General features: G+C 56.1%; 13 protein-coding genes. 8 read left to right on the top strand and 5 right to left on the bottom strand.

Annotation, left to right across the window (positions count from 1 at the left end):
- Positions 1-28: 28 nt before the first annotated feature.
- The 8 genes from ABLN94_RS16955 to nuoG all read left to right on the top strand — a co-directional run bounded on the left by ABLN94_RS16955 (position 29) and on the right by nuoG (position 7,603).
- Entirely contained in the window at positions 29-586 is a 558-nt protein-coding gene (locus tag ABLN94_RS16955; RefSeq protein WP_352994504.1) for a hypothetical protein, read from the top strand.
- A gap of 190 nt (positions 587-776) precedes the next feature.
- A complete protein-coding gene (locus tag ABLN94_RS16950; RefSeq protein WP_352994501.1) occupies positions 777-1,142 on the top strand; it encodes an NADH-quinone oxidoreductase subunit A in 366 nt (121 codons plus the stop codon).
- Positions 1,130-1,624, top strand: a complete 495-nt coding sequence (locus ABLN94_RS16945) for a NuoB/complex I 20 kDa subunit family protein (protein WP_170496054.1) — start codon at positions 1,130-1,132, stop codon at positions 1,622-1,624. The genes ABLN94_RS16950 and ABLN94_RS16945 overlap by 13 nt, the downstream gene beginning before the upstream one ends.
- The gene (locus tag ABLN94_RS16940) at positions 1,621-2,172 is read left to right on the top strand and encodes an NADH-quinone oxidoreductase subunit C (RefSeq protein ID WP_352994499.1); all 552 of its coding nucleotides are present in this window, start codon (positions 1,621-1,623) and stop codon (positions 2,170-2,172) included. The genes ABLN94_RS16945 and ABLN94_RS16940 overlap by 4 nt, the downstream gene beginning before the upstream one ends.
- On the top strand, positions 2,169-3,383 hold the full coding sequence (nuoD, locus tag ABLN94_RS16935; protein ID WP_352994496.1) for an NADH dehydrogenase (quinone) subunit D: 1,215 nt from the start codon (positions 2,169-2,171) through the stop codon (positions 3,381-3,383). The genes ABLN94_RS16940 and nuoD overlap by 4 nt, the downstream gene beginning before the upstream one ends.
- Complete coding sequence (gene nuoE / locus ABLN94_RS16930) at positions 3,380-3,871, top strand: NADH-quinone oxidoreductase subunit NuoE (RefSeq protein WP_352994494.1); 492 nt, start codon at positions 3,380-3,382, stop codon at positions 3,869-3,871. Before nuoD ends, nuoE begins: the two co-directional genes overlap by 4 nt.
- Entirely contained in the window at positions 3,861-5,129 is a 1,269-nt protein-coding gene (nuoF, locus tag ABLN94_RS16925; protein ID WP_352994493.1) for an NADH-quinone oxidoreductase subunit NuoF, read from the top strand. Before nuoE ends, nuoF begins: the two co-directional genes overlap by 11 nt.
- Positions 5,126-7,603 (top strand): NADH-quinone oxidoreductase subunit NuoG, encoded by a 2,478-nt coding sequence (gene nuoG / locus ABLN94_RS16920; protein WP_352994491.1) that lies wholly within the window; start codon positions 5,126-5,128, stop codon positions 7,601-7,603. Before nuoF ends, nuoG begins: the two co-directional genes overlap by 4 nt.
- A 22-nt stretch (positions 7,604-7,625) precedes the next feature.
- Here nuoG and ABLN94_RS16915 read toward each other — a convergent pair whose 3' ends face one another.
- From ABLN94_RS16915 to pssA, 5 genes are all read right to left on the bottom strand, one after another.
- Positions 7,626-8,066, bottom strand: coding sequence for a CBS domain-containing protein (locus ABLN94_RS16915; protein ID WP_352994488.1), 441 nt, complete (start codon positions 8,064-8,066; stop codon positions 7,626-7,628).
- Between the two features lie 76 nt (positions 8,067-8,142).
- On the bottom strand, positions 8,143-8,709 hold the full coding sequence (locus ABLN94_RS16910) for an NADH-quinone oxidoreductase subunit I (protein ID WP_352994485.1): 567 nt from the start codon (positions 8,707-8,709) through the stop codon (positions 8,143-8,145).
- Between the two features lie 8 nt (positions 8,710-8,717).
- The gene (gene nuoH / locus ABLN94_RS16905) at positions 8,718-9,704 is read right to left on the bottom strand and encodes an NADH-quinone oxidoreductase subunit NuoH (protein WP_352994482.1); all 987 of its coding nucleotides are present in this window, start codon (positions 9,702-9,704) and stop codon (positions 8,718-8,720) included.
- 382 nt (positions 9,705-10,086) lie between these two features.
- A complete protein-coding gene (locus ABLN94_RS16900) occupies positions 10,087-10,710 on the bottom strand; it encodes a class I SAM-dependent methyltransferase (protein ID WP_352994479.1) in 624 nt (207 codons plus the stop codon).
- Positions 10,711-10,719: 9 nt separating this feature from the next.
- Entirely contained in the window at positions 10,720-11,466 is a 747-nt protein-coding gene (pssA, locus tag ABLN94_RS16895) for a CDP-diacylglycerol--serine O-phosphatidyltransferase (RefSeq protein ID WP_352994476.1), read from the bottom strand.
- Between the last annotated feature and the right edge of the window lie 6 nt (positions 11,467-11,472).

Below are 11,472 nucleotides of genomic sequence, written 5' to 3'. Positions count from 1 at the left end.
GGGCCGCTTTTATAAGGAGGATATTCCAATGAATGTCTTAGAGCATATCTATACTCTGGAAAAACACCTGAACACGTTGGAACAATCCGCCGACAACCCGTCGAAGGACGCGTTTGCGGCGGTTCGTTCCGCAGTTGACGATGCCAAGTCGCATGATGGACACGCTACCCGGGTGATTGCCGATCTGTCGCGCCTGGACAGCGCGCTGGCATCGTTCGGCGCTCTGCACGGAGGCGGTGAAAAGGGCGACGCCGAGTTGCAGGCTCTGACGCATGAGGCGCAGGCGGCGCTGACTCGCGACCTTTCGAAACGCCGGGCGGAACTGATGGCGTATGTCGGGCGCAAGATGGCTGACGACGGAAACACTGCATATGTCCGCGAGATCAGGGACCGCGATGCGTTCGGGCCTCCTGTCGTCTCTGATGGCGCCCTGCAGGTTTATGTCGGCGCGGACGGGGCTGGCGATCCGGATGACGGAATCGACGACCTGACTGTAACATGTGGCGTCTGGGTCTGTATCTTTGACCGTTGTGCGTGTGTCGAGTGGGAATGCAGCGGCAACGGGCCGCGTGGTAGCTTCCCCTAGAGCCTGCCACGCACAAGTTTGCGGGTCGGAGAGCCCCCTCAGACAGGTTTTAAGTTGAAAAACATGCGCCCGCGTTTATCCTTATTGGTAGGCAGGAAGGGCACAGAACCCTTCCGGGGGCACGAATGTACGCGTATGCCGGGGCAGGTATCGCCCACGCAAGATCCGTCGAGCAATGGGATTTCGCGGTATGACCGGACTTGAATTTCTGCCTGTTCTCATCATGGTTGCCGGGGTTGTCCTCGTGGTGACCGCGACACTTTTTGTCTCGTCAATGCTGCGCCCATCCAACCCTTACCCGGCCAAGAACATGCCCTATGAGTGCGGCATGGATCCTGCGGGTGAGGCCGCGGCGGGTCAGTTCAAGGCGCAGTTCTTCCTGATCGCGATCCTGTTCGTCGTTTTTGACGTTGAGGCGATGTTTCTCTTCCCTTGGGCCGTCGTGCTGAAAGAGATCGGCATCGTCGGCTATATCGAGATGTTCGTTTTCATTGTCCTGCTGTTGGTAGGGTTTGCTTACGCCTGGTTGAAAGGAGCGTTGGAATGGGAAACGTAATCCGAGACAGCGTGCTGTTCACCACAACCGACCAGATCGTCCGCTGGAGCCGCAAATCGGCACTCTGGCCCGAGACCTTCGGTATCGCCTGTTGTGCGATCGAGATGATCTCGGCCGGATGCGCGCGCTATGACTTGGACCGGTTCGGAGTTGTTTTCCGGCCATCACCGCGGCAGTCCGACGTGATGATCATCGCCGGAACGGTGACACGGAAATTCGCCCCGGTGATACGCCGCCTATACGACCAGATGCCCGAGCCACGCTGGGTTATTGCCATGGGCACCTGCGCAATTTCCGGTGGAGTTTATAACACTTATGCGGTCGTACAGGGGTCCGAGACCTTTGTGCCGGTGGACGTGCATGTACCCGGTTGCCCGCCGCGCCCCGAGGCGCTGATGCATGGATTTCTTCTGTTGCAGGAGAAAATCAAGAAATCCGAGGCGCTTGCAGATACGCCGCTTGGCCGGGCTGCGGGTCCATGACCGGTGCTGCGGTCCCCTTCATTGCCCGCCTCGAAAAGAGTTTCGGCGATACGGTTTCCTACACCGGTGTGTCACATGGCATCCACGTTTTCACCGCTTCACCCAAAATCATCGTCGATCTCTGCCGGTTTCTGAAAGACGAATTGGGCTTCAATTTTCTCTCCGACATATGCGGGGTCGATTACCTGCCGGACACTCCCAGATTCGAGGTTGTCTACCATTTGTATTCGCTGTCCGACAAATGGCGCATACGTTTGAAATGCCGGTTAGAGGACCCGCCGCATATCGCCAGTGTCGCCGGTGTCTGGCGAACGGCTAACTGGCACGAGCGCGAAGCGTGGGACATGTATGGCATTACCTTCGACGGCCACCCGGATTTGCGCCGCATTTATATGTGGGAGGGGTTCGAAGGTTTCCCTCAGCGTAAAGACTTTCCTCTAAGGGGCTACCGGGACGAGTTGAATCCCTTTGGCGCCGAGGGGGTGCCGCCAACGCGGCCGGACCTTGAGACCAAGGACATCCCGGGTGGTACCGGAGGAAAATCATGACCGAAGCTACGGAACTCAGGCCGCCTGCGGGCGGGTCGCCGGATACCAAGGAGGTGCTGCTGAACCTCGGGCCGCAGCATCCCAGTACGCACGGGGTTCTGCGGCTGGTGCTGGAAATGGATGGCGAATATGTCGAGCGGGTCGATCCGCATATCGGCTATCTGCATCGCGGGACGGAAAAGCTGTCCGAGAATTTCACCTACACTCAGATTTTTCCGCTGACGGACCGGCTGGATTATGTCTGCCCGCCGTCCAACAATCTGGCTTTTGCGCTGGCGGTGGAAAAGCTTCTGGAAATTGAGGCACCTGTTCGCGCGCAATATATCCGGGTCATCATGGCCGAGCTTGCGCGGTTGTCAGGGCATCTGCTGATCACCGGCGCGTTGCCGATGGATTTGGGCGCGATGACTGCGTTGCTTTATGCGATGCGCGAACGGGAAATGATCATGGACCTGATGGAGATGGTCACGGGCGCGCGGATGCATACTTCTTACTGTAGGGTGGGCGGTGTGCGCGAGGACCTGCCCGAGGAATTCGCGGGCAAGATCAGAGAATTCTGCGATATCTTCCCCAATCGAATCCGCGATTACGAACGTCTGGTTGAAAAGAACCGGATGTTCATCAAGCGCACCAGGGGCATCGGCGTGATTGAGCCCGAGGATGCGATCGACCTTGGGCTCAGCGGTCCAAATTTAAGGGCATCGGGGGTGGATTGGGACATTCGCCGAGATGAACCCTATGAGATTTACGATCAGGTCGAATTTGATGTGATTACCCGTAAGGAAGGCGATTGCTACGCCCGTTGGCGCTGCCGGGTGGAAGAGATGCGCGAAAGCGTCAGGATCATTGAACAATGCCTCAAGCAGATGCCCGAAGGCCGTTTTCTGGCGGATATTCCCACAGTAGCCTTCCCTGTCGACAAGGACCGCGTGCACAACTCGATGGAGGCGCTGATCCAGCATTTCGACCTTTCGGCCTATGGCTTCAAAGTACCGGCGGGCGAGGTCTATTCCGCCATCGAGGCCCCGAAGGGGGAACTTGGGTTCTATATCGTCAGCGATGGCAGCCCGAAGCCGTTCCGGATGAAGGTTCGTGCGCCATCCTTTGTCAATCTCCAGGCGCTCTATGGCACGAAAAACGCCCGCTACCTTGCCGACATGATCGCGGTGCTGGGCAGTCTGGACCCGGTGATGGCGGAGGTGGATAAGTGAACGCGCCAATGGACATGCGTACACGGATCGAGGCGGCGGCGGCGCGGTATCCCGACCAGCGTTCGGCCATCATGCCGGCGCTTTACATCGCGCAGAAAGAGCGCGGTGTGTTGACTGGTGAGGTGCTGGAAGAGGTGTCCGAAATCCTTGGTGTGGAACGGATCTGGGTCTATGAGTTGGCCACTTTCTACACACTCTATCACACCGAACCGGTGGGTCGGTTCCACCTGCAGCTTTGCAACAACCTGTCCTGCATGTTGTGTGGCGCAGAGGCATTGCAGGCGCACATGGAACAGGTTCTGGGCATTACAAAAGGCGACACTACCAACGACGGTTTGTTCACGCTGTCCACAGTGGAGTGCCTGGGGGCCTGCGAAATGGCACCCGTAATGCAGATTGGCGACGATTACTACGGTAATCTGGATACAGCACGGATTGACGACTTGCTGGCGGCCTTTCGAAATGCAGAGAGGGCGGATGATGACTGAGGCTGTCCTTCTCAGGAATGTCGGTATCCCCGACAGCCAACTGTTGAGCGTCTACGAAAAAACTGGTGGATATAGCGCGCTGTCCAAGGTGTTGAAGGAATACACCCCCGAAGAGCTTATCGAAACGGTCAAGGACTCGGGCCTGCGCGGGCGCGGCGGGGCGGGGTTTCCAACCGGGGTGAAGTGGAGCTTCGTACCGAAGGGGGCGGAGACGCCAAAATACCTCTGCTGCAATGCGGATGAGGGTGAGCCGGGCACATTCAAGGACCGGATCATCATGGAGGAAGATCCGCATCTGCTGATTGAGGGGATGGCCATCTGCGCCTACGCGATTGGGGCCGAGACGGCCTATGTCTACGTTCGCGGTGAATATGTGAAGGCGATCCGGACTTTGCAGGCGGCGATCTCAGGGGCGCAGGAACAGGGGTATCTCGGGCGCCACATATTGGGATCGGAGTTCAGTTTCGACGTCCATATTCATGAGGGCGCAGGCGCCTATATCTGCGGAGAAGAAACCGCGATGCTGGAGTCACTGCAAGGCCGGCGTGCGCAACCGAAACTGAAGCCACCTTTCCCGGCTGTGGCCGGGCTTTATGACAGTCCAACCGTCATCAACAATGTCGAGACGCTGGCTTGCCTGCCTGCCATTGTCGAACGCGGCGCACACTGGTTTCACGGGATCGGGCCGGAAAAAAGCCCGGGACCCAAGCTCTATTGTCTGTCCGGACAATTGCGAAAGCCCGGCCTATACGAACTGCCAATGGGCATTCCACTGCGTGAACTGATCGAAGAGTATGGGGGCGGACCACCCGAAGGCCGCCGGATCAAGGCAGTTATCCCCGGAGGTGTTTCGGCGCCTCTGATCCCCGAATGTGGGCTGGATGTGGGAATGGACTTTGATTCACTGGCCGCCGCCGGTTCCATGCTGGGTTCGGCGGGGGTTATCGCGATTGATGACAGCACCTGCATCGTCAAGGTTGCGACACGTATCATCGAGTTTTTTCACCACGAAAGCTGCGGGAAATGTACGCCCTGTCGCGAAGGGTTGGACTGGGTGGTCAAGATTTTGCGCCGGATCGAAGCGGGTGAGGGCGCACCCAGTGACCTCGATCAACTCGAGGGGCTTTGCAACGGCATTTTCGGCAACACGTTTTGCGCTCTGGGTGATGGCGCGGCGATGGGACTGCGTGCGTCGCTGAAACATTTCCGGGACGAGTTTGTCACCCACATCGACGAAGGGAGGTGCCCGTTCCATTGAGCGATACCAGCGATATCACCACCCTGACCGTCACCATCGACGGACACGAGTTACAGGTGCAGCCGGGAACCACCATCCTGAGCGCTGCGGAAGGATTGGGCATCGATATTCCCACCTTCTGCTTCCAGAAGCGGCTGCCGGTGCTGGCTTCGTGTCGAATGTGTCTTGTTGAGATTGAAGGACAGGGCAAGTTGCAGCCCGCCTGCGCTACGGCGGTCATGGACGGGATGGTGGTACGGACGACAACCAAGCAAGTCGCTGAAACCCGCTCGGTCATGCTCGACATGCTGCTGGCCAATCACCCGCTCGACTGCCCGATCTGCGACAAGGGTGGGGAATGTGAATTGCAGGATATGGTGATGGAATACGGCCCTCGGGAAAGCATGTTCCGTGATCCCAAGCGGGTGTTTCATTCCAAGGACATCCAACTTAGCCCGGTTGTCATTATGAACGTCAACCGCTGCATCCAATGCCAACGATGCGTGCGCATGTGCGAAGAGGTGGTCGGCGCGGTGGCTTTGGGGACTGTCGAAAAAGGTATGGACACCGCAGTAACCGGGTTCGAAGGCAGCCTTGCCAGTTGCGATCAATGTGGCAACTGCATCGAGGTCTGCCCAGTCGGTGCGCTGATGAGCTTTCCTTACCGCTACAAATCGCGACCTTGGGACTTGGTTGAGACCGATACGATCTGTGCCCATTGCGGTACCGGTTGTCATTTGACGGTGGGTACGCGGGACGTTGAATTCATGCGGGTGCGATCGCAATGGGACAAGGGGCTGAACCTGGAAACCCTGTGCGTGCGTGGGCGGTTCGGAATGGATGTCTTTGCCAGCCCAGACCGGATCAAGCGCCCGATGATCCGGCAGGGCGACGCCTTGACGCCGGTATCCTGGGAGGACGCTGCCACCTATCTGTGTGCGCAGTTGTCCCGGACCAGCGGCCGGGCGGCAGGAATAGCCTCCCCTCGGCTAACAAATGAGGCGCTGTTTCAGTTCAGGAAGCTGATGCTGGGTGCTTTTGACAGTGGTCTTGTCGCGATATCCTCGCGTTTCGATTTCCCGGGTGCGCTTGGACCGCTGCTGCGCGATTTCTATATGCGCGCGCCCTTCGAGGAGGTCATTCGGAGCGATTTCACTTTGGTCATCGGCAGTAATGTGACCGAGGAAAATCCGGTGAGCGAGTACCTTCTGCGCAGTGCGGTTCGAAACGGGCGGATGCAACTGTATCTGTTGTCGGCGCGCCCGTCCCGGCTTGATGCAGATGCTCGCGTTGCAATGCGGATGCTTCCGGGAACCGAGGCCTTCGTTTTGTCGGAGCTGCTCGAAAGTCTCTTCGACCAGCGCGTGCGACCGTTTGAACCGGCGGGTTCCGAGCTTAAAACGGAGTACGCGCGAGGTCAGGACGAGGAAATAAAAGAAGGATTGAACGGTCTGATTGCCGCACTGTCGGCTGCCCCGAGTATAACGGTTCTGATTGGTATGGACCTGTTCAGAACATCGGATGCCGAGGCGGTGCTTTCCCTGCTTCATTGCCTTTTGCATCGCCTGCAAACCCTTGGAAAAAACGTTGCGCTGCAGGGGCTTTTTGATCGTCCTAACCAGATGGGCGCGCTGGACATAACACTAGGCATGGAAGGTAAAGCGCTTGTAACGGTCGGTGAGGTGCTCGATCTGTGCGCCAAGGGAGAGATCGGAACGCTTTATGTTGCGGGTGCCGATCCCATCAGCTCCTACCCGGATCGCTCTCGTGTTGTTGAAGCGCTGAAGAAAGTGGACCTCCTGATCGTTCAGGATTGGGTGCAGACGGACATTACTGAACTGGCTAACGTGGTGTTGCCTTCGGCAGCACATGGCGAAGAATCCGGAACTTTCACCAATAACGAAGGTCGGGTTCAGATGGTCCGAAAGTTCCGTACTCCGATATTCGCAGCGCGAAGCAACATCGAGATATTCGAGTGGTTTGCGGCACTAGGGGATGCTGTTCTGAAACATTCAGATCAAGCGGAGATTTTTAGCGAAATTGCAGCGGTATACTGCGCTTATTCCGGCCTTTCGATTGATCAGATTGGGCCTGACGGAGCGTTTACGTCTGTCCCGAAACGGCCCTTGGACGAGTCGTTCAAGGCGTCAGAACCGGTCAAACAGACGATCAGGGATGGGCTGGTGCTGATTACGGGCAACGGGCTGTTTTATGGAGGGAAATTCTCCGAACATTCGGCCACGCTCGCTACCGTGGCGGAAGAGCCTTACGTGGAGATGAATGCTACGGATGCCAAAGAACGGGGGCTTGCAGCCAATCAAATGGTGGTTGTGACTTCTACCTCTGGGCACCTGACGGCCCGTCTTAAAATTAACCCGCAGTTTCCCGAAAGGCTGGTGTTTGTTCCGGAAAGCTATCGGAGCTTGCAGTTTAATAACCTGATGAAGAAAGGTGAATATCCGTGTCACGTCGAGGTCCGCAAAGCTGACGGCTAAATCTCGTGCGACTTGATATGGTTCAGTGATATCCGGTTCCTGCAATATACTCATGCAGTTCTTTTTGTGTCCTCAATGCTTCGTCCAACCGCGCCTTGACCACGTCGCCGATGCTGACCACCCCGACAAGAATTTCACCGTCCATCACCAGAACGTGTCGCGTCCGCTCTTGGGTCATTGTCGCCGAAACCCTTGGCAGCAAGTCACCTTTCGAACAGGTGGAGATGTTGCTGAGCATGATATCCGAAACCGGCAAATTGGCGACCATGGCACCGCGTTGCGCCACTGCATTGCAAAAATCACGCTCCGACACCGTGCCTAGAACATGTGTCGGTTCCGTACTCACGATGGCCAGGCCGATCTGTTTTTCATGGAAGAGCTTCAGGACCTCGACCATCGTGGTTTCGGGGCGCACCGAAATAACTGCCGAGCCTTTCGAGTTCAATATGTCAGAAACGAACATCCACACCTCCTTGGCGGGGTTCCCGCCAGTTGCCAAATGCGCATTTCCTTTTTCCTGTAACCGGTACTGCGGGATTTTAATTGCGCCGAATGTTCCGCCACCAATTGTATCCCGCATCCTGCGCGGTCTCCACGCGTACTCCATCTACGGTTTCCAGACGTGCGTTGACCACACCGCCACCAGTTTCAGCCTTGCCAGGCATTGTCAGGAGCGTGTCCCGATCCACCACCAAATTGGCTGAGTTGTAGCTGGAGAATTCATACTGTTGTCCCAACGCGATGGCGTCTGCCGGGCACGCGTCCTCGCAAAGCCCGCAAAACAGGCACCTCGCAGTATCGATGTCGAAGACTTTGGGGTGGCGCGCCCCGTTTTCATCCTCGTAAGGAACCACGGTGATGCAGTCGCAGGGGCAGATCTTGGCGCAAAGCTCACAGGCGACGCAGTTTATCTCACCTTCTTCGTTACGCTTGAGGAAATGGTGGCCGCGATAACGCGAATAGGGCAGCCATTTCTCTTTGTCGGGATATTGCTCGGTCACCGGACGCGACAGCATATAGCTGAACGTCAGCACCAGCGCGTCGCCAAGGTCGGAGAAGAACGCCCACCCGATCCAGCCTTGTCGTTTGTTCGCAACGTCTGTCATGGTTGCCCTCACAGGAAAACAACCCCTGTTATCATTATGTTCGCGAGTGATAACGGAAGCAAGACTTTCCACCCGATCTCCATCAGCTGATCATAGCGGTATCGCGGAAAAGTGAAGCGGAACCACATAAAAACATAGATGAAAAAGGCCACTTTCAAAAAGAACCAAAGGATTGGTGGTAATGGGATCAAAACGCCATTCCAGCCGCCAAAGAACAAGATTACCGTTAAGACCGAGACCAGTACCATCACCACATATTCGCTGACCATAAAAAAGATAAACCGGATGCCACTGTACTCCGTGTGAAACCCCGCACCCAGATCGCCTTCGGCTTCGGCCAGATCAAAGGGAATGCGCTGAGCTTCGGCCAGACCAGCGACGAAGAAAACGAAGAACCCCACAGGCTGGTACACCACGTTCCACATATCGGCCTGCGCGCGGACTATATCGAGAAGGCTCATAGATTGCGCCAGCATCACCACCCCAATGACGGCAAATCCCATCGGTATCTCGTAACTGATCATTTGGGCGCAGGTCCTCAGCCCACCCAGAACAGAGTATTTGCTGTTGGAAGCCCAACCGCCGAAGATGACCCCGTAGACCTCGATCCCGAGCACTGCGAAGACAAAAAGAAGGGCCACGTTCATATCTGAGACATACAGCGTGATTTCGTGACCCAAAACCGAAACGCTTTCGCCAAAAGGTATCGCGACAAACACGACAAACGGCGGCAGCATCGCCAGAATTGGCGCGAGTTTGAAAACCAGCCGATCTGCATCGGCGGGGATATGGTCCTCTTTGGTCAGTAATTTGATGCCGTCGGCCAAGGGTTGCAACAATCCATGCCACCCAACGCGCATCGGACCCATTCGCTGTTGAATGTGTCCGGCGATCTTGCGTTCAAGCCAGACCAAGGGTAGCGGCAGCAACAGGAGCGCCGCGATCAGGACAGCGACCTTCAGAGCGATCAGGCCAATTGCAATAGCAAGTTCCATAGCTATAGGTTCGTTCAAATTCAGCGCTGAGGCGCGATGGGTGCAACTCGATGATTAATGCCTATAGTAAAGATTAGCATATTTTGGAGTGTTCTGTCGTAAACTCTGTCCCCGCCTGTCAGGTCGAACGCAGTTCTGATAGCGGGTGCTCGAATTGACGGTTGTGTCGCATACTGTGGAAGATCCAGTGTCAACATGATCCGCAAAGATCACTTCACGCATGGACTCTCGCCCTTTCAGCAGTTCGCGCAATTGGCAGGATAATCGACTCGCCAGCTCTATCTACGCAGGCTTCAAAGAAATTTTCGACAGAACCGCCAAAAAACATTCCGCGCGGTGTCCAGTTCTACTCAATCCTTTGAATTTTTTTTAAAAGAAACTGCTACGCGGATTCAGGTTTTCTCAACACCAAAAAGGTCATCATACCGAGCGGTGGAAGGGGTCTTTGCTCTTCGATAGCAAGCGTTTTTTCTTGCAGCACTGTGCCGATTTCGAAATCTGAATGCCAGCCGATTGTATCTGCAAGCGGGGCAAAAACACGTTCCAGAGAGGCAAGCAGCCCCCGTGTTCGTTGGAAATGGTTGGTAATCACCACTCTGCCTCCGGGTTTGCAGACCCTCGCTATTTCCGCCATCACCTTTTCCGGCTCCGGAACGACGGACAACACGTGCATCGCTGCAACCGTATCGAAATGGTTGTCCGGAAAATCAAGCGTACGGGCATCCATTTGTCTCAGTTCCACAACGTGGCTCAGCGATAGGTCCCTTACTTTGTCGCGCGCCTTTTTCAGCATGTCCTCGCTGAAATCGATTCCGGTCACCTGCGTTTCGGGCTTATAGTGTTCCAGTGAAAGCCCGGTGCCCACACCAACTTCCAGAACATTTCCAGGACGTCCATTGATATATTCAACCGCGTGCTGCCTCGGGACATTGGTGATGGCCCCGAAGGTTTTGTCATAGACGGGCGCCCAACGAGCGTAGGAGGTTTGAACGGCTTTGATGTCCATATCGAGTCCTTACCGGTTAGAAGGTATTTCTCTGTCGAGCCATGCCCAGGCGACCATTCCCACATACCCGACACAAAGCGCGATCAGTGTGGCCCAGGCAAATGTCAGCAGTGCGGCTCCCACAACGGCTACACCAATGAGAAAATACTTCGCGTTCTCGCGGGAGATACGCGTGGTCTTGAATGACCAGGTCGGTAATCGGCTGATGAGCAGAAGACCGATGAACACCATGTATAGGCAAATCAATATACTAGGCAGCAATGGGGCATCCGCGAAAGCGAAAGACAAATACATTGGCAACATGACCAACAGCGCACCCGCAGGGGCCGGGACTCCCTCGAAATAAGAACTGTCCTGATCGCACGTCTCGGACTTGCTGCTTACGTTGAACCGGGCCAGACGCATGACGCAGCACACTGTGTAAAACAGGACAGCAAGCCACGCCGTACTGGGTATATCCTGCAAGGCCCAGAAATAGAGGACAAGCGGCGGGGCCACTCCGAAGTTCAGGAAATCTGCAAGTGAATCAAGCTCGGCCCCTAGTTTGCTGTCACTGCTGAGTAGGCGCGCGATGCGCCCATCCAACCCATCGAGCACGCAGGCGGCAATTATCAGTTGCACCGCAAGCACGTAGTTGCCCTGAAGGCCAAATCTGATTGCTGACAGGCCCGCGCAAATGGCCGTTATCGTTAGCGCATTGGGCAGCAAATGGATCAGCGCAAACCCGGTCTCTTCCTGTTCGGATGGTTCTGTCACTGATCC

Source organism: Ruegeria sp. SCP11 (assembly GCF_040329455.1).
In the GTDB taxonomy this organism is placed as follows: Bacteria; Pseudomonadota; Alphaproteobacteria; order Rhodobacterales; family Rhodobacteraceae; genus Ruegeria; species Ruegeria atlantica_E.
The sequence above is the reverse complement of the archived record's forward strand: the minus strand, read 5'-3'. Positions and strand labels throughout refer to the sequence as shown.